Source organism: Sulfitobacter sp. PM12, from assembly GCF_045586035.1.
GTDB lineage: Bacteria > Pseudomonadota > Alphaproteobacteria > Rhodobacterales > Rhodobacteraceae > Sulfitobacter > Sulfitobacter pontiacus.
Genome location: NZ_CP151529.1, coordinates 502,501 through 527,288 on the forward strand (window position 1 = coordinate 502,501; position 24,788 = coordinate 527,288).

Consider the following 24,788-nt stretch of genomic DNA (forward strand, 5'->3'; position numbering starts at 1 on the left):
CGTTTGAGGGTCTAAATTGTCCTCAAGTAGCCGAATAGGCGGTAGGACATTAAATCAGTCTTTCTTTTTCTGGATCAAATCAAGCGCGAAAAGGGCGTTTGGTGAATGCCTTGGCAGTAAGAGGCGATGAAAGACGTGATACTCTGCGATAAGCCATGGGGAGCTGAGAATAAGCTTTGATCCATGGATTTCTGAATGGGGCAACCCACCTGATTGTTTATTGTTGTCCTACCGCTTTGCTACTTGAGGACGTAAGTTCGCAAGGTGCAGACGGTGGGTTCATCAGTAAGCAGAACCAGGTATTTATAGACTGAATACATAGGTTTATAAAAGCAAACCCGGGGAACTGAAACATCTAAGTACCCGGAGGAAAGGAAATCAATTGATACTCCCCTAGTAGCGGCGAGCGAACGGGGACCAGCCGAGCCATGAGTGTGGTTAGAATGCGTTGGAATGCGCAACCAAAGTGGGTGATAGTCCCGTATAAGAAGCATGATTGGACGTATTAAGTAGGGCGGAACACGTGAAATTCTGTCTGAAGATCGGAGGACCACCTTCGAAGGCTAAGTACTCCTTACTGACCGATAGTGAACCAGTACCGTGAGGGAAAGGTGAAAAGCACCCCGACGAGGGGAGTGAAACAGTACCTGAAACCGAACGCCTACAATCAGTTGGAGGGTCTTTACGGCCTGACAGCGTACCTTTTGTATAATGGGTCATCGACTTGGTCTCACAAGCAAGCTTAAGCCGTTAGGTGTAGGCGTAGCGAAAGCGAGTCTTAATAGGGCGTTGAGTTTGTGGGATCAGACCCGAAACCGAGTGATCTAGGCATGGCCAGGTTGAAGATAAGGTAACACTTATTGGAGGACCGAACCCACATCCGTTGAAAAGGATCGGGATGAGCTGTGCCTAGGGGTGAAAGGCCAATCAAACTCGGAGATAGCTGGTTCTCTGCGAAATCTATTTAGGTAGAGCGTCATCCGAATACCCTCGGGGGTAGAGCACTGGATGGGTAATGGGGCCCCACAGGCTTACTGATCCTAACCAAACTCCGAATACCGAGGAGTACTAGATGGCAGACACACAGCGGATGCTAACGTCCGTTGTGAAGAGGGAAACAACCCTGACCTACAGCTAAGGCCCCTAATTCATGGCTAAGTGGGAAAGCAGGTGAGACGACCAAAACAACCAGGAGGTTGGCTTAGAAGCAGCCATCCTTTAAAGATAGCGTAACAGCTCACTGGTCTAAATAAGTTGTCTTGCGGCGAAGATGTAACGGGGCTCAAGCCATGAGCCGAAGCTTAGGATGCATTAATTGCATGGTAGCAGAGCGTAGTGTGACATAGTTCCATGTCTCCTTAGCCCTTCGGGGTATTGGAGACGCGGAGCTTTCTGTGAAGCCGGCGCGTGAGCGATCCGGTGGAGAGATCACTAGTGAGAATGATGACATGAGTAGCGACAAAGAGTGTGAGAGACACTCTCGCCGAAAATCCAAGGGTTCCTGCTTAAAGCTAATCTGAGCAGGGTAAGCCGACCCCTAAGGCGAGGCCGAAAGGCGTAGTCGATGGGAACCAGGTTAATATTCCTGGGCCAGATGGAAGTGACGGATCTCGAGGGTAGTTCATCCTTATCGGATTGAATGGGCTGCTTAGAGGTCCCTGGAAATAGCTCCATCGCTAGATCGTACCCTAAACCGACACAGGTGGATAGGTAGAGAATACCAAGGCGCTTGAGAGAACTATGTTGAAGGAACTCGGCAAAATACCTCCGTAAGTTCGCGAGAAGGAGGCCCGGTTCCTAGGCAACTAGGGGCTGGGGGCACAAACCAGGGGGTGGCGACTGTTTATTAAAAACACAGGGCTCTGCGAAGTCGTAAGACGACGTATAGGGTCTGACGCCTGCCCGGTGCCTGAAGGTTAAAAGGAGGAGTGAGAGCTCTGAATTGAAGCCCAGGTAAACGGCGGCCGTAACTATAACGGTCCTAAGGTAGCGAAATTCCTTGTCGGGTAAGTTCCGACCTGCACGAATGGCGTAACGACTTCCCCGCTGTCTCCAACATAGACTCAGCGAAATTGAATTACCGGTCAAGATGCCGGTTACCCGCGGTTAGACGGAAAGACCCCGTGCACCTTTACTACAACTTCACACTGGCATTAGGCCGAACATGTGCAGGATAGGTGGTGGGCTTTGAAGCGTGGACGCCAGTCTGCGTGGAGCCTCCCTTGAGATACCACCCTTGTTCTGCTTGATGTCTAACCGCGGTCCGTTATCCGGATCCGGGACCCTGTGTGGTGGGTAGTTTGACTGGGGCGGTCGCCTCCTAAATCGTAACGGAGGCGCGCGAAGGTTGGCTCAGAGCGGTCGGAAATCGCTCGTTGAGTGCAATGGCAGAAGCCAGCCTGACTGCGAGACTGACAAGTCGAGCAGAGTCGAAAGACGGCCATAGTGATCCGGTGGTCCCAAGTGGGAGGGCCATCGCTCAACGGATAAAAGGTACGCCGGGGATAACAGGCTGATACTGCCCAAGAGTCCATATCGACGGCAGTGTTTGGCACCTCGATGTCGGCTCATCTCATCCTGGGGCTGGAGCAGGTCCCAAGGGTACGGCTGTTCGCCGTTTAAAGAGGTACGTGAGCTGGGTTTAGAACGTCGTGAGACAGTTCGGTCCCTATCTTCCGTGGGTGTAGGATACTTGAGAGGAGTTGCCCCTAGTACGAGAGGACCGGGGTGAACGATCCACTGGTGGACCAGTTGTTATGCCAATAGCAGTGCTGGGTAGCTATGATCGGACAGGATAACCGCTGAAGGCATCTAAGCGGGAAGCCCCCCTCAAAACAAGGTATCCCTGAGAGCCGAGATAGACCATCTCGTCGATAGGCCAGAGATGTAAGCGTAGTAATACGTTCAGTTGACTGGTACTAATTGCTCGATAGGCTTGATTTGATCCAGTAGAAGAAAGACTTCTTACTAGGACAAAAGCATACACATACAATCAGTCGTACTGACTTGGACAAATCCTTACCCAGAATGGTGAGGGGGCGGGAACGCGCATCCTTCGGATACGCTCTCTCCCGCTTGTTGCTCTTTTGCCAATGGCAAAAGCAGCAACATAGAGGTTTTACTCGGTTTGGTGGTCATAGCGTAAGCAAAACACCCGATCCCATCCCGAACTCGGCAGTTAAGTGCTACTGCGCCAATGGTACTGCGTCTTAAGACGTGGGAGAGTAGGTCACCGCCAAACCTAGCAAAACCTCTACGTATCTCTCAACGATGACAATTAATAAGCCAATACAATAACATTGGCCACAGCCGCGGGATGGAGCAGCCCGGTAGCTCGTCAGGCTCATAACCTGAAGGTCGTAGGTTCAAATCCTACTCCCGCAACCAGATTTAGCGAACTTTAACTAGCACCAAACGCCCGCATCGCCTGCGGGCGTTGTGCCGATTTGAGCCAACGTGATGGTGCGACGGGTGACCTGATAGGAACGCAGGCCCCACGACCTGTACCTGAATTTGCGGAAGTGGGATGCTTCGGAAACACGAAGATTCGCACAGAGACACCTCAGCGAGAGCGCAAACTGAAACCGCTCCGCTCCATAAACCTGAACGCGCCCTAGAGCCGCAGCAGGCGTGCCTCATGGCGTTTCAGCGTGTTACGCGCGGCGTTGTATTGCTTTATCCCGATCTGCCCTGAAAGCGCGGGGAACAGGGCCAGGATCTCGTCGCGTTGCGCTTGGCCGATGCTTTGAAGTGTCTCTACTCCCGGCTGAAAGCTTTCTGTCCATGCCCCGTCCGACAGCACAAGCTGATGGCTTTCGAACATCAGGTGCACGTATTGTACAGAAGATGGCGTGAACGTCCGGATCGTGTCACAATTCACCAAGTGCTTCGCGGCGACGAGGACTTCATCCTGACCAAAATGTAGCATCGATCGCGCATCGGAAAGCAATATTCGGTGGTTGGGTGAAACGATAAGGTCGCGTTCCGGCGTTCCAGCGCCGAGAGCACCCGCCGTGATTAAAACGGGGCGCAGGTGTGGATAGACGACAAGCTCCGCCGCTGTCAGCTGACGTGCACCGACCCAAGAGACCATCTGCATTCCGTGGTCGCGTGTGATGACAGCGTCACCGGCTTTCAAGTGCTCTACAGGGGTGTCGCCTTTTGCAGTAGCGATCAGGCTGCCCGCGGTGAAACATGGCACGGTGTTCCCGACATAGAACTTGCCGTTGCCATCCTCCAACGTACCGGATGCGATGGAGCCGTCGCCGTCAAAATCCTGATCCGTATTGCGGTCAATCTTGAGTGTGCCGATATTGTCGCCCGCATTGGTACCTGGTGCCACCAGTAGATTCCCAAATGTCGGTGCGCTTGGGTCGTTGGCACCGCTTTCAGTGCGGGGCACCAGAACGTTGGCGTTGAACCGTACGTAGGTGTCGCCAAGTCCGCTGACATCGCTTTGGATATTCGCCGATTGGCCGGGGTTCATCGGAACGTAATTATATTGGACGATGCCGGCGTTATAGTCGGCAGCACTGGCATAGACCTTGATCCCGATGAAGGACGAGCCCCCGTCAAGTTCACCGTCTGCCGTTTCATTCTGTGTGATGAATTCGATGATGGCATCGTCAGCGAAGGGCTGGCTGCCACCGGAAAGTGTCACCTGACCAGCGCCGTCTTGGCCTGCGCTGGGGTTTGTGGACACAGCGGGATTGTTGATAACATCAATACCAAACGCAAAAACGCTCGCCATGTCTTTACCCTCTGGTGGCCTGTGGGTCGGTCAAATGATCCGGACCGGCCTAGTTTATAGTAATTTCTGCAATTTCATTAGCGATAAGTGGCGACAAATCGACTTAACTTTTGACATATCACATGGATGTGAAGCGGGCCTGACGCCAGTGGGGCGTCTTTGATGGCGCTGTCGATGGTGGCTGGTATGCCGCAGATGCGATGCTAATTTGAAAGGGCAGTTCGATGGGCAGGGACAACGATCGCTAAGGAGCACTAAGTAACAGTGAAACAAAACAGCGACTTATCGGGGATAAGTGGTGCCCAGGAGAGGACTCGAACCTCCACACCGTTGCCAGTACTAGCACCTGAAGCTAGCGCGTCTACCATTCCGCCACCTGGGCACAGGGGGGTTGTGAGGGAGCGTTTATTGTTGTGGGGCGGGGGTGTCAATTGGATTCTCGCAACAAAATGAAACGGCGTGAAAATAAATCCGAAAAACTGAGAATTGGTGCGGTGGGTCGGGCTTTCGAGGCGATCTCTGCCGGAATTGCTGCTTGTTCCCGAGGGGGGCTGGATGTATCTGTAACGCTAGATTTTCTGGTCAGGGGTATCATCATGGCAAAGCTGGTCACGGTTTACGGCGGCTCCGGGTTTGTGGGGCGGTATATCGTTCGTCGCATGGCGTTGGCGGGATGGCGTGTGCGCGTCGCGGTGCGTCGCCCGAACGAGGCGCTGTTTGTGCGCACCTACGGCACTGTCGGCCAGGTCGAACCGGTCTTTTGCAACATCCGTGATGACGCGTCGGTACGCGATGCGTTGCAGGGCGCTGATGCGGTGGTGAACTGCGTCGGTATTCTGGCCGAGGCGGGGAAGAACACCTTTGACGCCATTCAGGCCGACGGCGCAGAACGCATTGCGCGCTTGGCCGCCGCCGAAGGGATCACGCGTTTGGTGCAAATCTCTGCCATCGGGGCGGATGCCGAGGCGGATAGCGAATATGCCCAGACCAAGGCGATGGGGGAGGCCGGTGTGCTCAAGCATATGCCGCAGGCTGTTATCCTGCGCCCCTCGATCGTGTTCGGCCCCGAGGATGACTTCTTTAACCGTTTCGCTGGTATGACGCGGATCAGCCCCGCGATCCCTGCTGTAGGGGCGGATACGCTGTTCCAGCCCGTCTATGTAGATGATGTGGCCCACGCGGCGGAACTTGCGGTGACAGGCAAGGCCGCTGCCGGAATTTACGAACTGGGTGGCCCCGAGGTCGAAAGCTTTCGCGGCCTGATGCAGCGTATGCTTGATGTGGTGAACCGGCGCCGCATGGTTGTCGCCTTGCCGACTTTCGTGGCGCGGGTGATCGCCTTTGGTCTTGATGTGTTGCAATCGGTGACGCTCGGCCTGGTCAAGAACAACACGCTGACCCGTGATCAGGTCAAGAACCTGGCGCATGATAATGTTGTGGGCGAGGGGGCGCAGGGCTTTGATGCTTTGGGGATCAGCCCCGTGTCCATGGGCTCCGTCCTGCCCGAGTACCTGTGGCGGTTCCGCCCCTCGGGCCAGTATGACGAGATCAAGCAATCCGCGAAGAACCTGCGGACCTAACGATTTCGATGTCGAATTTGGAAAGGCCCTGCCGGCGACGGCGGGGCCTTTTGCGTTAGCTGTAGGCGTATACCAAAAGCGCTGCCCCCAGCAGGATGCGGTAGATCACATAAGGGGTGAAATTCACGCTGCGCAGCAGGCGCATCATCAGGACCAGTGCCGCCAGTGCGGCAACAAAGGCGAAGCCCGCAGCGATCGACGCGTCGCGCGCGAGCTGCGCGTCGGCTTGCCCGATCACATCCAGTGACAAAAGCGCGCCAGAGGCGAGGATCGTGGGAATCGACATCAACATGGACAGTGTGGCAGCGCTGGCGCGGTCGTAGCCCAGTTTGCGGGCGGCGGTGATGGTGATGCCCGACCGCGACGTGCCGGGGATCAGCGCCATCGCCTGCGCCAGTCCCATCCAGACGGCACCTTTGACATCCCAGTCGCCAGTATCCCGATCGCTGCGCCCCGTGTGATCCGCCCAATAGAGCACAATACCGAAAAGCAGCATGGTCCAGCCGATCACCGCGACAGAGCGGAGCATTTCGTCAATCCCCAGCAATTTGATCACCAGCCCGGCGACCAGCACCGGTAGTGTTGCGAGGATCAGCAGGGCGGCCAGCCTAGCGCCGGGGGTGTCCATCTTGCCGCGCAGCAGGCGACCAAGCCCGATGGTGGCTTCTGCGACCTCGGACCGGAAATAGAGCACGACCGCGAGAAGCGTGCCCACATGCACCGCGACATCAATCGCAAGCCCCTGATCCGGCCCGCCGGTCAGCGTGGGCAGCAGGATCAAATGACCCGAGGAAGAGACGGGCAGAAACTCTGTCAGACCCTGAATGATTGCGACAAGCAGCAGTTGGAACAGGGTCATAAGGGGGCCGGCCTTTGGGTCATTGGCGATGCCATAGGCGTATAACTTTGGGGGGCTGGAAGGAAAGCCTGTAATTGGGTCCGTAACGGACATAAATATGTGATAAATTTGCGGGAGTTTTGGGGTCGATATAAAATAAACCGCATATAGGTCAGCAATGCTGCCTTTATAATCGTTTGGCCCCTGTGTATGAGGGGGCAGCAACGTGTTTCAGGCGGAGAGATCCAAGATGGCAAAGCAGCCAATGCTCAAGTTTACAACGGTTTCCCGGGATATGCCCGAAAAGCGGATGCCGAATCTGCGTCGTGAAGACTTTAAAGAGATTTATGCGGAATACGCGGATGAGAAAGCGCAGGAGCAGTCCAGCCGCTGTAGCCAATGTGGCGTTCCCTATTGCCAGACCCATTGCCCGCTGCACAATAACATCCCCGACTGGCTGCGCCTGACCGCCGAAGGGCGTCTGCAAGAGGCCTATGAGGTCAGCCAGGCGACAAACACCTTCCCCGAAATCTGCGGCCGCATCTGCCCGCAGGACCGTCTGTGCGAAGGCAACTGTGTGATCGAACAATCGGGCCACGGCACTGTGACCATCGGCTCGGTCGAGAAATACATCACCGATACCGCGTGGGAAAATGGCTGGGTGCAGCCGATCAAGCCCAAGACCGAACGCGCCGAATCCGTTGGTATCATCGGCGCGGGCCCCGGTGGTCTGGCCGCAGCCGACGTGCTGCGCCGCGCGGGTGTGCAGGTCACCATCTATGACCGCTATGACCGCGCGGGTGGTTTGCTGACCTACGGCATCCCCGGTTTCAAGCTGGAAAAAGATGTCGTCATGCGCCGCAACGACCAGCTGGCCGAAGGTGGCGTTAACTTTGAATTGAACTGCGATGTGGGCGTCGACATCAGCTTTGCCGATATCCGCGCCAAGCATGACGCCGTGATCATCGCGACGGGCGTCTATAAAACACGCGACATCCAAGCCCCCGGCGTCGGCGGCGTTGGCCTTGAGCGCGCGATTGATTTCCTGACCGTGAGCAACCGCAAAAGCTTTGGCGACAAGGTAGAGGAATTCGATTCCGGCCGTTTCAATGCTCAAGGGAAGCGCGTCGTCGTGATCGGCGGCGGTGATACCGCGATGGACTGTGTACGGACCTCGATCCGTCAGGGGGCGACCTCGGTCAAATGTCTGTACCGCCGTGACCGCGCCAACATGCCCGGCTCGCAACGCGAAGTGCAAAACGCCGAGGAAGAAGGCGTGGTCTTCGAATGGTTGTCCGCGCCCAAAGGGTTCGTCGGTGATCCGGTGACCGGCGTCGTCGTGCAAAAGATGCGCCTTGGCGCGCCGGATGTCTCGGGCCGTCAGGCCCCCGAGGTGATCGAGGGTGCCGATTATGTCGAAGAGGCGGATCTTGTGATCATGGCGCTTGGCTTTGAACCCGAAGACCTGCCCACGCTGTGGAACACGCCCGAGCTGCCGGTCAACCGTTGGGGCACGGTCAAGGCCGACTATATCACCGGCGCGACCGAACTGGATGGCGTCTATGCTGTGGGCGATATCGTGCGCGGTGCGTCGCTTGTGGTCTGGGCCATCAAGGACGGGCGCGACTGTGCGCAGGCGATCCTTGAAAAGATGGGGGCCAGCGTGGCCATCGCGGCCGAATAAGCGCCCCTTTCAACTGATATTTCGCGCCTCGGGCGCGCCCGATTTAGGAGATTCCAAATGACCAAATATGATGACGCCTGGGTAGCACGCGAAGAAGCAAAACGCGCCTTCATGGCAGAAAACGGTCTGTATTCCGAAGAAGAAGAGCATTCATCCTGCGGGGTGGGTCTTGTTGTGAACATCGACGGCTCCAGCAGCCGCGCGGTTGTCGAAAACGGGATCAAGGCGCTCAAGGCGATCTGGCACCGTGGTGCGGTGGATGCCGATGGCAAGACCGGCGACGGTGCCGGCATCCACGTGCAGATCCCCGTCAATTTTTTCTACGATCAGGTGCGTCGCACCGGTCACAGCCCGCGCGAAGGCGAATTGATCGCCATCGGTCAGGTCTTTCTGCCGCGCACCAACTTTGCCGCGCAGGAAACCTGCCGGACCATCGTTGAAACCGAAGTGCTGCGGATGGGCTACTATATCTACGGCTGGCGCCACGTGCCCGTCGATACGTCGGTTCTGGGGGAAAAGGCCAACGCGACCCGTCCCGAGATCGAACAGATCCTGATTTCCAACGCCAAGGGCGTGGACGAGGAAACATTCGAGCGCGAGCTTTACGTCATCCGTCGCCGCATCGAGAAAGCCGCGCTGGCCGCTCAGGTGCCAACGCTGTACATCGCGTCGATGTCCTGCCGGTCGATCATCTACAAGGGCATGATGCTGGCGCAGGATGTTGCCAACTTCTACCCCGACCTGATGGACGAACGCTTTGAATCCGCGTTTGCGATCTATCACCAGCGTTATTCCACCAACACCTTCCCGCAGTGGTGGCTGGCGCAGCCCTTCCGCATGCTGGCCCATAACGGCGAGATCAACACGCTCAAGGGTAACGTCAACTGGATGAAAAGCCACGAGATCCGCATGGCGTCGGGCACCTTTGGCGACATGGCCGAAGATATCAAACCGATCGTCGCCGCGGGGTCGTCCGACTCTGCCGCGCTGGATTCGGTGTTCGAAGTCCTGGTGCGCGCGGGTCGTTCGGCCCCGATGGCGAAGACCATGCTGGTGCCTGAAAGCTGGTCAAAGCAGGCGGTCGAGCTGCCTCAGGCATGGCGCGACATGTATTCTTATTGCAACTCGGTGATGGAGCCTTGGGATGGTCCCGCAGCGCTGGCCATGACCGATGGCCGCTGGGTCTGCGCCGGTCTTGACCGGAACGGCCTGCGCCCCATGCGCTTTGTCGTCACCGGTGACGGCATGCTGATCGCGGGTTCCGAGGCGGGGATGGTCCCGCAGGACGAGGCGAATGTCGTGCGCAAAGGCGCGCTTGGCCCCGGTCAGCTGCTGGCGGTCGACATCGAAGAAGGCAAGATGTTCGGCGACACCGAGATCAAGGACAAGCTTGCCGCGTCGCGTCCCTTTGGTGAATGGGTCGGAAAGATCAACGAGCTGGACAAAGCGCTTGGCGATGTCGAGGAAAAGGCGTTGTTCTCGGGCGATGAGCTGCGCCGCCGTCAGGTGGCAGCGGGCTATACCATCGAAGACCTCGAGCAGATCCTCGCACCGATGGCCGAAGATGCGAAAGAGCCCTTGGCATCCATGGGCGATGACACCCCGTCGGCGGTTCTGTCGAACCAGTACCGCCCGCTCAGCCACTTCTTCCGCCAGAACTTCAGCCAGGTCACCAACCCGCCCATCGATAGCCTGCGCGAATTCCGCGTCATGAGCCTGAAAACGCGGTTCGGGAACCTCAAGAACGTGCTGGATGAATCCAGCGCCCAGACCGAGATCCTCGTGCTCGACAGCCCGTTCCTCGCGAACGCGCAGTTCGATCAGCTGATGACCGAATTCAACGCGAACTCCGTCACCATCGACTGTACGTTCGAGCCGGGCGGCAACAACCTGAGCGAAAACCTGCGCCGCATCCGGGACGAGGCAGAAGACGCCGTGCGCTCCGGTGCTGGTCACATCGTGCTGACCGACCAGTTCAGCGATGCGACCCGTGTGGCGATGCCGATGATCCTTGCGACCTCTGCCGTGCACAGCCAGCTGACCCGCAAGGGCCTGCGGACCTTTACCTCGCTCAATGTGCGCTCGGCCGAATGTGTGGACCCGCATTATTTTGCCGTGCTGATCGGCTGTGGTGCCACCGTGGTGAACGCCTACCTTGCCGAAGATTCGCTGGCGGATCGTATCGGGCGTGGTCTGCTGGACATGACCCTGACCACCGCAATGGCCCGCTACCGCGAGGCGATTGATCAGGGCCTGTTGAAAATCATGGCGAAGATGGGCATCAGCGTCATGTCCTCCTACCGTGGCGGCCTGAACTTCGAAGCCGTAGGGCTGAGCCGTGCGATGTGCGCGGAATACTTCCCCGGCATGACCAGCCGTATCAGCGGGATCGGTGTGACCGGTATCCAACGCAAGGCCGAAGCGGTCCACGACCGTGGTTGGCAGGGCGATGGCGTCGTCATGCCCATCGGCGGCTTCTACAAGGCGCGCAAATCCGGCGAAACCCACGCATGGGAAGCATCGTCGATGCACATGCTGCAAATGGCCTGCAACAAAGCGTCCTACCAGATGTGGAAGCAATATAGCGCCAAGATGCAAAGCAACCCGCCGATCCATCTGCGCGACCTGCTAGATATCAAGCCGCTGGGGGCCCCAGTGCCCATCGAAGAGGTCGAATCCATCACCTCTATCCGCAAGCGTTTCGTGACGCCGGGCATGTCCCTTGGCGCGCTGTCGCCCGAGGCACATAAGACCCTGAATGTCGCGATGAACCGCATCGGGGCCAAGTCCGACTCTGGCGAGGGTGGCGAAGATCCGGCGCACTTCGTGCCCGAGGCCAACGGTGATAACCCGTCGGCCAAGATCAAGCAGGTGGCGTCGGGCCGTTTCGGTGTGACTGCCGAATACCTGAACCAGTGTGAAGAGCTTGAAATCAAGGTCGCCCAAGGGGCCAAGCCCGGCGAGGGTGGTCAGCTTCCGGGCATGAAGGTCACCGACCTGATCGCCCGTCTGCGCCATTCGACCAAGGGCGTGACCCTGATCTCGCCCCCGCCGCACCACGATATCTATTCCATCGAAGACCTTGCGCAGCTGATCTATGACCTCAAGCAGATCAACCCGCGCTGTAAGGTGACCGTGAAGCTGGTGGCGTCCTCGGGCGTTGGCACGATTGCGGCCGGTGTGGCAAAGGCCAAGGCGGATATCATTCTGATCTCGGGCCATAATGGCGGCACGGGCGCCTCGCCTGCGACCTCGATCAAATATGCGGGTCTGCCGTGGGAGATGGGCCTGACCGAGGCGCATCAGGTTCTGGCGATGAACAACCTGCGTGACCGCGTGACCCTGCGGACCGATGGTGGTTTACGCACAGGGCGTGACATCGTGATGGCCGCGATGATGGGAGCCGAGGAATACGGCATCGGCACTGCCGCGCTGATCGCGATGGGCTGTATCATGGTGCGTCAGTGCCAGTCGAACACCTGCCCCGTCGGCGTCTGCACCCAAGACGAAGCGCTGCGTGGCAAGTTCACGGGCAACGCCGATAAGGTCGTGAACCTGATCACCTTCTACGCCACCGAAGTGCGCGAATTGCTCGCCTCTATCGGGGCGCGTAGCCTGGATGACGTGATTGGCCGTGCCGATCTGCTGGCACAGGTCAGCCGTGGCTCTGCGCATCTTGACGATCTGGATCTCAACCCGCTGCTGATCACCGTCGATGGCGCGGCAGAGATCGTGTATGACCGCAACAAGCCACGCAACGCTGTGCTGGACACGCTGGACTCTGAAATCGTGCGCGACGCCGCGCGCTTCCTTGAAGATGGCGAGAAGATGCAGCTGAGCTATGCGGTGCAGAACACGCACCGTACCGTGGGCACCCGCGTCTCAAGCCACATCATCCGCAACTTCGGCATGAACAACCAGCTGCAGCCCGATCACCTGACGGTCAAGCTGACCGGTTCGGCAGGGCAGTCGCTGGGGGCCTTCGCGGCACCGGGGCTCAAGCTTGAAGTGTCCGGCGATGCGAATGACTATGTCGGCAAGGGTCTGTCGGGCGGCACCATCGTCGTGCGCCCGTCTATGGCCAGCACCATCGTCGCCTCTGACAACACCATCATCGGTAACACGGTGCTTTATGGTGCGACCAAGGGCTTTTTGTTCGCAGCAGGCCGTGCCGGTGAACGTTTCGGCGTTCGGAACTCGGGCGCGCATGTGGTGATCGAAGGCTGCGGCAGCAACGGGTGTGAATACATGACCGGCGGTGTGGCCGTGATCCTGGGCGAGATCGGTGCGAACTTTGGCGCGGGTATGACGGGCGGTATGGCCTATCTCTACAACCCCGATGGCAAGGCCGACAAAATGCTGAACCGCGAAACGCTGGTGACCTGCCCTGTCACGGTCGAGCATTGGGAAAATCAGCTGAAGGGCCTGATTGAACGGCACCTGCAGGAAACCAACAGCCGCAAGGCCGAAGACATCCTGCAGCACTGGGACATTGAAAAGGATAACTTCCTGCAGATCTGCCCCAAAGAGATGCTGGTCCATCTGCCCGCCCCGCTGAGCGTCGAAGAACACGCGATCCCGGCGGAGTAAGCAAAACGGATAGATCGGGCGCGGGGGAAACCTCGCGCCCGATTTCTTTTGTGCGTCGCCCACGCTTTACCGGGGCCGCAACCGGCCTATAGTTACGGGATGATCAAAACACTTACCTCTCGCGTCCGGCTGATGGCGCTTTTGCTGGTGGGGCTCGCGCTTGCGGCCTGTACCGATGCTGCGCCCAAGGGCGGCGGCGATATTCTGGTAATTGGCGATTCCGTCATGGCGTGGAACGGATCAAGCGATCAGGCGATCCCCGATGCGATGGCAGCCAGCCTTGGCCGCAATGTGGTCAGCAAGGCCGTCCCCGGTGCGCAGTTCAGCAATGACAGCACGCTCTTGTCCGCTGTCGGTTTCGACATTCAGGATCAGTACCCCGGCGGGCGGTGGAACTGGATCGTGGTGAACGGCGGGGCCAATGATCTGGGGTTCAACGACTGCAAATGCGCGGCCTGCACGCCTGTGGTCGACACGCTAATCGCTGCGGATGCCGCTACTGGGGAAATCCCCGCCTTCCTGACGCGTTTGCGCAGCACGGGCGCGCAGGTGATGTGGATGGGGTATTACGCCGGCAATGGCAAAGGGTCATTCGAGGGCTGTCGCGATGATCTGGTGCTGCTGGAACGCCGCATCGCGCGGTTTGCGGCACAAACCCCGGGGGTGACATTCCTTGATTCAGAAACCGTCATCGACCGTCAGGATCCCAGCCTGTTTGCCAGCGATAACACCCACCCGTCGCCCAAGGCCTCTGCGCTGATCGGGGCTTATCTCGCAAAAGGGATTTCCGCCCGCAGTGCCCGTTCACAATAAGCCATTGCCACGATATAGCTGATGGCTATGGCAAAACGCGCATCCTCCAAATCCAAGGGCAAAGCCAAGTCCAAGACCCCGTCCCCTGCGGCGCAGCTGCGGTCGCTCAAGCGGCGTGTGGTTCGGGGCGCGTTCAAGCTGGTGCTCGCCGTGCTTGGCCTGTTGATCGCCCTGGTGTTGCTGTTCGCGGTGATCAACCCGCCGACGACCCCCTATATGTTCAGCGAAGGCCGTAGGCTGGGGGGCGTGGACCAGCAATGGGTCGCGCTGGAAGACGTGGCCCCTGTCATGGCGCGGTCTGTCGTGGCGGCGGAAGATGCGAATTTCTGCGAACACTGGGGCTTTGATCTGGCCGCGATCAAACGCGCCATCGCCGAAGGATCGAACCGCGGGGCATCCACCCTGTCGCAGCAGACGGTCAAGAACGTCTATCTCTGGCATGGCCGCACATGGTTGCGCAAAGCGCTTGAGGCCGGGATCACGCCGCTGGTTGAAACCGTCTGGACCAAGCGGCGCATCATCGAAGTCTATCTGAATGTGGCCGAGTTCGACGAGGGCATCTTTGGTGTCGACGCTGCGGCGCAACATTACTTTGGGGTGATTCCCGCCAAGCTGACCGCAACCCAAGCGGCGCGGCTGGCCGCGATCCTGCCGTCGCCGAAAACCCGTTCGGCCGCGCGCCCCTCTGCCGCGGTGCGCAAGCGCAGTGCCCAGATCCGCGATGGTGCGGCGACAATCAGCAAGGACGGACGGGCAGCCTGTTTCGAGAGTTGAAAAACCCAACCAAGACGGGCATGAGGATGAAACCCCTGTTTGTTAGTACCGGAACCCCTTATGGCTCGCCTGTTTCACGTCCCGCTTTCGCCGTTCTGCCGCAAAGTCCGGCTGAGCCTCGCTGAAAAGAAGATCGAGGTTGAACGCGTCGAAGAGCGGTATTGGGAGCAAGACCCAGATTTCATGCGCCGCAATCCGGCGGGCAAGGTGCCCGTATTGCAGCTTGATGGCATCATCATGTCCGAAAGTGCCGCGATCTGCGAATATATAGAAGAGACTCGCCCCGAACCGTCGCTGATGCCCTCTGATCCGGTCCAGCGGCTTGAAGTGCGTCGTCTGGTCAGCTGGTTCGATGACAAGTTCCACGACGAGGTCACCTCGAAGCTGCTCTACGAACGGGTCAATAAAAAGGTGATGAAGCAGGGGTTTCCCGACAGCCGCAATGTCAAGGACGGGGCCAAGGCGATCAAGTATCACATCGACTATATGGCATGGCTGCTGGACCACCGGCGCTGGCTGGCAGGCGACGTGATGACGCTGGCCGATTTCGCGGCGGCGGCGCATCTATCCTCGCTTGATTATATCTCGGATGTGGACTGGAACCGGTCCGACGTGGTCAAGGACTGGTACGCCAAGATCAAGTCCCGCCCCGCGTTCCGGTCGTTGCTGGCCGATCAGGTGCCGGGTTTCCCGCCGCCGAAGCATTATAATGACCTTGATTTCTGATCCACGCCGCGCCCGATGTCTGTGACATCGGCTGCCGATACGGACGCCCTGCGGGGCCGGTTGGTGGCGCAGGCGCTGGACGAAGGCTTTGTCTCTTGCCGGATCTGCCGCCCCGACGCGGTGCCTGATGTGCCCGAACGGCTGCAGGCTTTCGTCGATGCAGGCTATCACGGGCAGATGGCGTGGATGGCCGACCGCATGGCGTGGCGCGGCAACCCTGCCGCCCTTTGGCCCGAGGCGCGGTCAGTGATCATGCTGGCCGAAAGCTATACCCCTGAATACGACCCGACCGAGGTGCTGAACCACCCTGACAAGGCGGGCGTATCTGTCTATGCGCAGGGGCGAGATTACCACGACATCGTCAAGAAACGGCTCAAGCGGGTGGCGCGATGGCTGGTGGCGCAGGAACCCTGCGAGGTGAAGGTCTTTGTCGACACGGCCCCCGTGCCGGAAAAGGCGCTTGGGCAGGCGGCGGGGCTGGGCTGGCAGGGCAAGCACACCAATCTGCTAAGCCGCGACTGGGGGAACTGGGCCTTTCTGGGCGCGATTTTCACCACATTGGATTTCACCCCCGACACGGCAGAGGTGGATCACTGCGGGTCGTGCCGGTCCTGCCTCACGGCGTGCCCGACCAATGCTTTCCCCGCGCCCTATCAGCTGGATGCGCGGCGCTGCATTTCCTATCTGACGATTGAACACAACGGGCCGGTCGACCTAGAGCTGCGCAGCAAGATGGGCAACCGCATCTACGGCTGTGATGATTGCCTTGCCGCCTGCCCGTGGAACAAATTCGCCGTCGCGGCGAGCGATTTGCGCTATCACGGCGGTGTCGGAGCCCCCGATCTGGCAGAGCTGGCTTCGCTGGATGATGCGGCCTTTCGACTGCGGTTCAGCGGCTCGCCGATCAAGCGGATCGGGCGCAACCGGTTCATTCGCAATGTGCTTTATGCCATTGGTAACTCCGGTCAGGCGCGTCTGACCCCCGTGGCACAGGGCCTGTTGGACGATCCGGACGCGACTGTCGCCGACGCGGCGCAATGGGCCGTGGCCCGTCTGCGTGGAAACCACGGCTGACAGGGCTGGACCGCTGCGCCGGAACAGGTAAACCCTAGGAAAACGGTGCAAGGATAGTTGAATGGCGCTTTTGCTTGGGGTCGATACGGGCGGCACTTATACGGATGCGGTGCTGATCCGCGATGAAACCACGGTGGTCGCATCGGCCAAGGCGCTGACCACCCGCGCCGATCTGGCCATTGGTGTGGGGCAGGCCGTGCGCCGCGTGCTGGCGGCGGCCGATGTTTCAGCGGGTCAGGTGGCGATGGCGTCGCTGTCGACCACGCTGGCAACCAATGCGCTGGTCGAAGGGCAGGGCGGGCGCGTCGCGTTGATCTATGTCGGCTTCAAGAAGCGGGATCTTGAGACGCACGGGCTGGCAGGGGCGCTGAACGGTGACCCCTATCTGATCCTTGGCGGTGGTCATGACCACGCAGGCGCAGAGCGTGCCCCGCTGGACGAAGCCGCGCTGATCTCCTTTTTGACCGAGCAGCGTGAACAGGTCAGCGGTTTTGCCGTCGCCAGCCAGTTCGCCACGCGCAACCCCGCGCATGAACAACGTGTCGCCGACTTGGTGACGCAGGTGACGGGGCGGCCCGTGTCGGCCTCGCATCAGCTGTCGGCCAAGCTCAACGGGCCGAAACGGGCGCTGACAGCGGTGCTGAACGCGCGGCTGATCGGGATGATCGACCGGTTGATCGGGCGGGCCGAGGATGTGTTGACCGACATTGGCGTCGCGGCCCCGTTGATGGTGGTGCGGGGGGACGGGGCGCTGATCTCTGCCGCGCAGGCACGGGAACGGCCGATTGAAACGATCCTCAGCGGGCCTGCGGCCTCTATCGTGGGGGCGCGGTGGATGACCGGTGCGACGCGTGCGTTGGTCAGCGATATTGGCGGCACCACCACCGATGTGGCCCTGTTGCGCGATGGCCGGCCCGCGATCGACCCCGCAGGGGCCCGCGTCGGCAGCTACCGCACGATGGTAGAGGCCGTTGCCATGCGCACCACTGGTCTGGGGGGCGACAGCGAGGTGCATTTCCTGACCGAAGGCTTGCAGGGCGGCGTGACGCTGGGGCCCAAGCGGGTCTTGCCCATTGCGCTCATCGCGACGGAGGCACCCGAGGTGGTCCATGCCGCGCTTGATGCGCAGCTGCGCAGCACCACCCCCGGCGAATATGACGGGCGCTTTGTGCGTGCCGTGGCAGGTCAACCGCGCGAGGGGATCTCGGCGCGTGAACAAATGCTGCTGGACCGTATTGGTGACGGGCTGCACCCGATGGCCGACATCCTGCGCGCCCGCATAGAGACAGGCGCGCTGAAACGTCTGGTAGAGCGTGGCTTGGTCCAGCTGGCCGGCGTTACGCCATCGGACGCAAGCCATGTGCTAGGACGGGTGGCGGCGTGGGACGCAGAGGCCGCAGGCAAGGCGCTGCGGTTGTTTGGACGGCGACGCACAGGCGCGGGGCAGATGCTGGCCCCTGACCCTGCCGCTATGGCGCAGATCATTGTGGATCAACTGACCGAACAGACCGCGCTGGCCATGCTGGAAGCGGCGCTGGCGGAAGAAGCGCCCGCCTTTGATACAGAACCCGAAACGCTGGCCCGCCACGAGCTGTTGCAGCGCGGGTTGCGCGGGCACGCGGGGCTTGTGCGGATCGAGGCGGCGTTGAACGTGCCGGTGATCGGGCTGGGGGCCTCTGCCGCGGCCTATTATCCGGCGGTGGGGGAACGGTTGGGCACGCAGATGATCCTGCCCGAACACGCCGCAGTGGCCAATGCCATTGGCGCTGTCGTCGGGCGGGTGACCATGCGGGAAAGCGGCACGGTGACCTCGCCTGCAGAGGGGCGGTTCAGGGTGTATCTGGCCGGCGGGCCGCAGGATTTCACGGATCAGACACAGGCGCTGAGCACGCTTGAGACAACCCTGCGCGACAAGGCAGAGGCGGCGGCGCGGGCGGCGGGGGTGGTCGATGTGCAGATCGATGTGCAACGCGACATCCGCCACGCAGAGGTCGAAAGCCGCAAGGTCTTTATCGAAGCGCTGCTGACGGTCGAGGCGACAGGCAGGCCAAGGGTCGCATCGGCCTGACGCTGCACAAAAGAAAACGGCGCAAACCCGAGGGGCTGCGCCGTTTTGCGTTTATTCTGCTGCCGCGCGTTTGGGCAGGACCCAATCGGGGCGCGGGAAATGGCAGGTATAGCCGTTTGGAATACGCTCCAGATAATCCTGATGCTCGGGCTCTGCTTCCCAGAAATCGCTGACGGGTTCTACCTCTGTCACGACTTTGCCCGGCCAGATGCCCGATGCCTCTACATCGGCAATCGTGTCCAGCGCGGTGGCTTTCTGGTCTTCGTCGACATAGTAGATCGCCGAACGATAGCTCAGCCCGCGGTCATTGCCCTGACGGTTCAGCGTTGTCGGGTCGTGGATCTGGAAAAACAGTTCCAGCAGATCACGATAGCTGATCACGTCGTCGTCAAACATCACCTCGATCGCCTCGGCATGGGTGCCGTGATCGCGGTAGGTGGCATTGGGCACATCGCCGCCCGAATAGCCCACGCGGGTCGATAGAACCCCCTCGCGTTTGCGGATCAGGTCCTGCATGCCCCAAAAGCATCCTCCGGCCAGTACTGCGCGTTGTTCGCTCATGCTACATCCTCCACTTGGTTGATATAATCGCCATAGCCTGCGTCTTGCATGTCGTCACGATGAATAAAGCGCAACGAGGCGGAATTGATGCAATAGCGCAGCCCGCCACGATCCGCGGGACCGTCGGGGAAGACGTGGCCCAGATGGCTGTCCCCATGGGCGCTGCGCACCTCGGTGCGGATCATCCCCAGCGACGCGTCACGCAGTTCGGCGACATGGGCCGGTTCGATGGGTTTGGTAAAGCTCGGCCAGCCGCAGCCGGATTCGTATTTGTCCGAGGACGCGAACAGCGGCTCGCCAGAGACGATGTCTACGTAGATGCCCGGCTCTTTGTTATCAAGCAGCTTGCCCGTGCCCGGCCGTTCGGTGCCGTTCTGCTGGGTGACACGGAATTCTTCGGGGGACAGAGCGTTAATGGCGGCGTCGGTCTTTTCATAGGTCGGCATGCGAGGCTCCTTTGCGGTTTGATACATTAAATGGGGCCTGCGCGGGTTTTTCAAAGGGGTAATGCACCGACGCACCGATCTGTGACCGCCCGCCTGTCGTCCAACCCCTTGGCTTGCAGGTCAGGCCCTGCGCTGCCGCGAGACCTGAACCGCGAGAATACCCAAGGCAATCACGGCGACGCCGATGATATCCTGAACCCCCAGCGGTTCGCCCAGCAACAGCCAGGCAATCGCCACCCCGAAAAACGGGTTGAGGAAATGGAAGGTCGCGGCGCGGGTGGCTCCGATACGGTTGACCAGCCAGAACCAGACCACCGTCGCCAGCAGCCCCGGCACCAGACAGGTATAAAGGAACGCCAGCGCCAGTGGCCAGCTTGGGCTGATGTGCGGCGTCTCGAACAGCAAGGTCGCAATCGATAGCGCGACGCAGCCGACAAGCATCTGCAAGCCCACCACCATCAGGAAGTTCCCGCCAGAGGTCGCACCGCGCACCAGCAGGGTCGCCGCTGATAGCGCGACCACACCGACGCCGCATAGCACCAACCCCGTCAGATCGACGCCTCCGTTGATCCGTGCCCCCATAATGATGGCCACGCCGATCACACCCGCGATCAGCCCTGCAATGCCCAACGGCTTGAGCTTTTCCCCCAGAAACAGCCATGTCGCCAGACCGACCAGCAACGGCATGGTCGAGGCGATGATCGCCGCCAGTGACGCCTGTACGGTCTGCATCGCGACAAAGTTCATCCCCAGATAGACCGCGTTTTGCAGCACGCCGAAAATGATCGTCGCCCGCCATTGCGCGCGCGTCAGCCGCCACGTCTGTCCAAGCGCCAGCGCGACCCCCACGCCGATCAGGCCAGAGATCAGATACCGCGCCGACAAAGCCATCAAGGGGGACGCATCCGCGACGATGATCCGCGCCGATGTAAAGGCAGAGGACCACATGACGGCGAAGGCCAGCCCCATGAGAATTGCACGTATATCCATGAGGGAGCCTTTCAGGTTTTCCAGTGGGCGGAGACTTCCGCAGTTGTCCGACAGGGGCAAGCGCATTCAGCGCAACGCAGACCTGCGCCAAACGCAAAGGGCCGCCCGTGGGCGACCCTTTGTCAGAACAGACTGTGATCAGTCTTATTCGTTAACGCTATCTTTCAGCGCTTTCGCGATGGTCATCTTAACAACCTTGTCCGCGTCTTTCTTGAACTGTTCGCCGGTGGCAGGGTTGCGCACCATACGCTCGGGGCGTTCGCGGCAGTAGATTTTGCCAATGCCGGGAAGTGTCACAGCGCCACCGCCGGAGACTTCTTTGGTGATCAACGCGCAAACCGCGTCCAGTGCCGCGCTTGCTGTTTTCTTGTCTTCGCCCATTTCCTCAGCCAAAGCCGCGACGAGCTGGGTTTTTGTCATTGGTTTAGTTGCCATCTTGTTTTTCTCCTTCGTCCGCCCGGATTAGGGCCTCACGCGCAGAATGTAACGGTATGTTGTGGCTGAACACAACGAATAGGTCGCAAGAAACCGCGAAAACATGCTATTTTCAGCCGATTTCGGCCTTTAGAGAAAGGCAGTTTCGTCAAACGAGCGCAATTTTCGGCTATGCAACCGCTCTAGCGGCATATCGCGCAGCTGTTCCATCGCGCGAATACCGATCATCAAGTGTCGTGCGACCTGCGTTTTGTAGAAATCGGACGCCATACCGGGCAGCTTCAACTCGCCATGCAGGGGTTTGTCCGAGACGCATAGAAGCGTGCCGTAAGGCACCCGGAACCGATAGCCGTTGGCCGCAATCGTGGCGCTTTCCATATCGAGCGCCACGGCGCGCGACTGGCTGAGCCGTTGCACCGGACCGGATTGATCGCGCAATTCCCAGTTGCGGTTGTCGATGGTGGCAACGGTGCCCGTGCGCATGATCCGCTTCAACTCGTAGCCTTCAAGCTGGGTGACCTGTTCAACGGCGTCCTCCAGCGCGATCTGGATCTCGGCCAGCGCGGGGATCGGAACCCAGACCGGCAGGTCGTCGTCCAGCACGTGATCCTCGCGCAGATAGCCATGCGCCAGCACGAAATCCCCAAGCGCCTGTGTGTTGCGCAAACCGGCACAGTGGCCGACCATCAGCCACGCATGGGGCCGCAGCACGGCGATGTGGTCGGTCGCGGTTTTCGCGTTGGATGGGCCGACGCCGATGTTGACCAGCGTGATCCCGGACCCGTTCGCGCGCTTGAGGTGGTAGGTCGGCATCTGCGGAGTCTTGACCGACGCAGGCAGCGGCGCGTCGCCGTCCGAAATCTCGACATTGCCGGTAGAGACGAAGGACGTGTAGCCGCTATCGGGGTCACGCAACATGGCGCGGGCGTATTCCTCGAACTCGGTGACGTAGAACTGGTAGTTGGTGAACAGCACGTGACTTTGGAAATGTTCGGGATCGGTCGCGGTGTAATGCGTCAGCCGTGCCAGCGAATAATCGACGCGCTGCGCGGTGAAGGGGGCCAGCGGGCGCACGTTGTCCAGCGGCAGATAGGTGCCGTTAACGATGTCGTCATTGGTTGTGCTCAGGTCCGGCACGTCAAACACATCGCGCAGGGTGAAATCCGCGGCACCTTCCTGCGGGATCGTCACGCTGTCGTCATTGCTGACCGCGAAATGCACGGGGATTGGCGTGTCGGATACCGCGATGGTCACGGGCTGGCCGTGGTTTTCGATCAGCAGACGGATTTGTTGTGTCAGGTAATGTTTGAACAATTCCGGCCGCGTGATCGTGGCCGAGAAGGTGCCGGGGGACGACACATGGCCGAACGACAGCCGTGAATCCACCTGCGCATAGCTGGAGGTGGTAAACCGGATCTCGGGATAGAAGGCCCTGATCCGCGTTTCCGGGGCGGCGCTGTCCATCGCCTTCTGGAAATGCGCGCTCAGGAAGCCTGTCGCTTGGCTGTATAGCTCGATCAGCCGTGCAACGGCGGCAGCAGCATCGGTGAACTGTTCGGCGGGACGGGCGTCTGGGGTCAGGATTCTGGTCATGAAACAGGCTCTAACAAAGGAATAAATTCAAAACTGCGCACATCGACCAAGCCGAGGTCAGAGATGCGCAATTCGGGAATGACAACAAGCGCCAAAAGCGAATGCTGCATATAGGCGTTGTTCAGCGTGCAGCCACAGTCGCGCATCGCCTGCATCATCGCCTCGGTCTTGGCGGCGACCTCGGAGGCGGGGTTGTCGGACATCAGGCCGGCGATCGGCAGTTCGACCATGGCCAGCTCTGCCCCGTCCTTGAAGATGGTGATCCCGCCGCCGACCTCGCGAAGACGGTTCGCGGCCATCGCCATATGCTTGGTATCGGTGCCCACCACGATCATGTGGTGACTGTCATGCGCCACGGTGGACGCCATCGCCATCGGCCCCTGATAGCCAAAGCCCGACACAAGTGCATTCACGACAGTGCCGGTGCCGCGGTGCCGTTCGACCAGCGCGATCTGGCACACTTCGCCCGTGGACTGCACGCGCCCTTCGGTCACCGGCAGCTCGAATTTCAGCGCGCGGGTGGGGGCCTGGTTCTCGACCACGCCGATCACATTGGCGGTGACGGCATTGGCCCCCGCAGGTGCGGTGATCTGGAAATCATCCGCGCCAAGGGCTTTGCCCATGTTGACGGTCTGCCGCGCATGGGGCGGCCAGTCGTAATGCGGGCAGTCTACCAGACACGCGCCATCCTCTGCCACGATCTGCCCCCTTGCGATCACCGTCTCGATGGGGAACGTTTCGAGGTCAGAGGTCAGGATCACATCGGCCCGCCGCCCGGGCGTCAGCGATCCGATCTCGCGTTCCAGCCCAAAGTGGGTCGCGGTGTTGATCGTCGCCATTTGCAGCGCGACCAAAGGATCGCAGCCGCAGTCGATGGCATGGCGCACCACGCGGTTCATATGACCGTCATTCACCAAGGTGCCGGAATGGCAGTCATCGGTGCACAGGATCATGTTGCGCGAATCCAGGCCTTTTTCGGTGATCGCGGTGATCTGTGTTTCAACGTCATACCACGCGGACCCCAGCCGGATCATCGACCGCATCCCCTGACGCATCCGCGCAATGGCATCCGCCTCGCAGGTGCCCTCGTGATCATCCGCAGGGCCGCCCGCGACATAAGCCGCAAAGGCGGGCCCCAGATCGGGGGAGGCATAGTGCCCGCCCACGGTCTTGCCCGCGCGTTGCGTTGCGGCAATCTCGGCCAGCATCTTGGGGTCGCCCGCGGTCACACCGGGGAAGTTCATCATCTCGCCCAGACCGATGATACCGGGCCAGTGCATGGCCTCGGTGACATCCTCTGCCGTGATTTCAAAGCCGGTGGTTTCCAGACCGGGGGCGGACGGCGCACAGGACGGCATCTGGGTGAAGATGTTCACCGGCTGCATCAGGGCTTCGTCATGCATCATGCGCACGCCTTCCAGCCCCAGCACATTGGCGATCTCATGCGGGTCGGTGAACATCGATGTGGTGCCATGGGGGATCACAGCGCGGGCGAATTCCGCCGGCGTCAGCATGCCGCTTTCGATGTGCATATGCCCGTCACACAGGCCGGGGATCATATAGCGGCCCTTGGCCTCGATCACCTTGGTCGTGTCGCCTTTGCAGTGGCTGGCGTCCGGCCCGACAAAGGCAATGCGCCCCGCCTTGATCGCGATATCATGGTCCGGCAGGGTTTCGCGTGTGTGGACGTTGACCCAGATACCGCCGGTGATAATCGTATCCGCAGCGCTGCGTCCTGCCGCAACAGCGACCAGTTGATCGGCCACATCGGGCCACGAGGGGAATGTGTGTTCTTTCATACCTGACGTTGACACGAAGATCGCCCGAGGTTCAAGCCAGAGCCGTCCAGCGCCGTGGCGTTTGCAC

Annotated in this window: 16 protein-coding genes, 2 tRNA genes and 2 rRNA genes; 11 read left to right on the forward strand and 9 right to left on the reverse strand. The window is 60.0% G+C overall.

From position 1 onward, the window contains the following. The first annotated feature begins 77 nt into the window (after positions 1 to 77). The 3 genes from AADW22_RS02340 to AADW22_RS02350 all read left to right on the forward strand — a co-directional run bounded on the left by AADW22_RS02340 (position 78) and on the right by AADW22_RS02350 (position 3,387). Positions 78 to 2,943, forward strand: a 23S ribosomal RNA gene (locus AADW22_RS02340). A 183-nt stretch (positions 2,944 to 3,126) separates the two neighbouring features. Next, positions 3,127 to 3,241 (forward strand): 5S ribosomal RNA (gene rrf / locus AADW22_RS02345). A 69-nt stretch (positions 3,242 to 3,310) separates the two neighbouring features. Then, a tRNA-Met gene (locus AADW22_RS02350) sits at positions 3,311 to 3,387 on the forward strand. Between the two features lie 226 nt (positions 3,388 to 3,613). Here AADW22_RS02350 and AADW22_RS02355 read toward each other — a convergent pair. After that, positions 3,614 to 4,750, reverse strand: coding sequence for a Hint domain-containing protein (locus AADW22_RS02355; RefSeq protein ID WP_407474173.1), 1,137 nt, complete (start codon positions 4,748 to 4,750; stop codon positions 3,614 to 3,616). A gap of 296 nt (positions 4,751 to 5,046) precedes the next feature. After that, positions 5,047 to 5,132, reverse strand: a tRNA-Leu gene (locus tag AADW22_RS02360). A gap of 214 nt (positions 5,133 to 5,346) precedes the next feature. Between AADW22_RS02360 and AADW22_RS02365 the strand changes: the two genes are divergently transcribed. Then, a complete protein-coding gene (locus AADW22_RS02365; protein WP_306285356.1) occupies positions 5,347 to 6,330 on the forward strand; it encodes a complex I NDUFA9 subunit family protein in 984 nt (327 codons plus the stop codon). Between the two features lie 55 nt (positions 6,331 to 6,385). On the opposite strand, the gene AADW22_RS02370 is transcribed toward AADW22_RS02365, so the two are convergent. Beyond that, positions 6,386 to 7,189 carry an undecaprenyl-diphosphate phosphatase gene (locus tag AADW22_RS02370; protein ID WP_243251009.1) on the reverse strand — a complete coding sequence of 268 codons (804 nt, stop codon included), beginning with the start codon at positions 7,187 to 7,189 and terminating at the stop codon, positions 6,386 to 6,388. Positions 7,190 to 7,418: 229 nt separating this feature from the next. Between AADW22_RS02370 and AADW22_RS02375 the strand changes: the two genes are divergently transcribed. From AADW22_RS02375 to AADW22_RS02405, 7 genes are all read left to right on the forward strand, one after another. Next, positions 7,419 to 8,852, forward strand: coding sequence for an NAD(P)-dependent oxidoreductase (locus AADW22_RS02375; protein WP_037942908.1), 1,434 nt, complete (start codon positions 7,419 to 7,421; stop codon positions 8,850 to 8,852). Positions 8,853 to 8,909: 57 nt separating this feature from the next. Beyond that, entirely contained in the window at positions 8,910 to 13,442 is a 4,533-nt protein-coding gene (gene gltB / locus AADW22_RS02380; protein WP_132997426.1) for a glutamate synthase large subunit, read from the forward strand. A gap of 99 nt (positions 13,443 to 13,541) precedes the next feature. After that, the gene (locus AADW22_RS02385) at positions 13,542 to 14,255 is read left to right on the forward strand and encodes an SGNH/GDSL hydrolase family protein (protein WP_039911725.1); all 714 of its coding nucleotides are present in this window, start codon (positions 13,542 to 13,544) and stop codon (positions 14,253 to 14,255) included. A gap of 27 nt (positions 14,256 to 14,282) precedes the next feature. Beyond that, entirely contained in the window at positions 14,283 to 15,029 is a 747-nt protein-coding gene (gene mtgA, locus AADW22_RS02390) for a monofunctional biosynthetic peptidoglycan transglycosylase (protein WP_005850932.1), read from the forward strand. A gap of 60 nt (positions 15,030 to 15,089) precedes the next feature. Then, positions 15,090 to 15,755 carry a glutathione S-transferase family protein gene (locus AADW22_RS02395; RefSeq protein WP_005850934.1) on the forward strand — a complete coding sequence of 222 codons (666 nt, stop codon included), beginning with the start codon at positions 15,090 to 15,092 and terminating at the stop codon, positions 15,753 to 15,755. A 15-nt stretch (positions 15,756 to 15,770) separates the two neighbouring features. Beyond that, entirely contained in the window at positions 15,771 to 16,829 is a 1,059-nt protein-coding gene (gene queG, locus AADW22_RS02400) for a tRNA epoxyqueuosine(34) reductase QueG (RefSeq protein ID WP_407474174.1), read from the forward strand. Positions 16,830 to 16,890: 61 nt separating this feature from the next. Next, positions 16,891 to 18,897, forward strand: a complete 2,007-nt coding sequence (locus AADW22_RS02405) for a hydantoinase/oxoprolinase N-terminal domain-containing protein (RefSeq protein ID WP_407474175.1) — start codon at positions 16,891 to 16,893, stop codon at positions 18,895 to 18,897. 51 nt (positions 18,898 to 18,948) lie between these two features. Here the strand turns inward: AADW22_RS02405 and msrA are convergent, their stop codons facing one another. The 6 genes from msrA to ade all read right to left on the reverse strand — a co-directional run bounded on the left by msrA (position 18,949) and on the right by ade (position 24,721). Beyond that, complete coding sequence (msrA, locus tag AADW22_RS02410; RefSeq protein WP_037942922.1) at positions 18,949 to 19,458, reverse strand: peptide-methionine (S)-S-oxide reductase MsrA; 510 nt, start codon at positions 19,456 to 19,458, stop codon at positions 18,949 to 18,951. Then, entirely contained in the window at positions 19,455 to 19,904 is a 450-nt protein-coding gene (gene msrB, locus AADW22_RS02415) for a peptide-methionine (R)-S-oxide reductase MsrB (protein ID WP_005850940.1), read from the reverse strand. The genes msrA and msrB overlap by 4 nt, the downstream gene beginning before the upstream one ends. 120 nt (positions 19,905 to 20,024) lie before the next feature. Beyond that, on the reverse strand, positions 20,025 to 20,894 hold the full coding sequence (locus tag AADW22_RS02420) for a DMT family transporter (RefSeq protein ID WP_037942925.1): 870 nt from the start codon (positions 20,892 to 20,894) through the stop codon (positions 20,025 to 20,027). A gap of 144 nt (positions 20,895 to 21,038) precedes the next feature. After that, positions 21,039 to 21,329: an HU family DNA-binding protein gene (locus AADW22_RS02425; RefSeq protein WP_235183739.1), complete on the reverse strand. Its 291-nt coding sequence runs from the start codon at positions 21,327 to 21,329 to the stop codon at positions 21,039 to 21,041. Between the two features lie 129 nt (positions 21,330 to 21,458). After that, the gene (locus tag AADW22_RS02430) at positions 21,459 to 22,922 is read right to left on the reverse strand and encodes an AMP nucleosidase (RefSeq protein ID WP_005850943.1); all 1,464 of its coding nucleotides are present in this window, start codon (positions 22,920 to 22,922) and stop codon (positions 21,459 to 21,461) included. Beyond that, positions 22,919 to 24,721: an adenine deaminase gene (gene ade / locus AADW22_RS02435; RefSeq protein ID WP_407474176.1), complete on the reverse strand. Its 1,803-nt coding sequence runs from the start codon at positions 24,719 to 24,721 to the stop codon at positions 22,919 to 22,921. Before ade ends, AADW22_RS02430 begins: the two co-directional genes overlap by 4 nt. Positions 24,722 to 24,788: the final 67 nt, after the last annotated feature.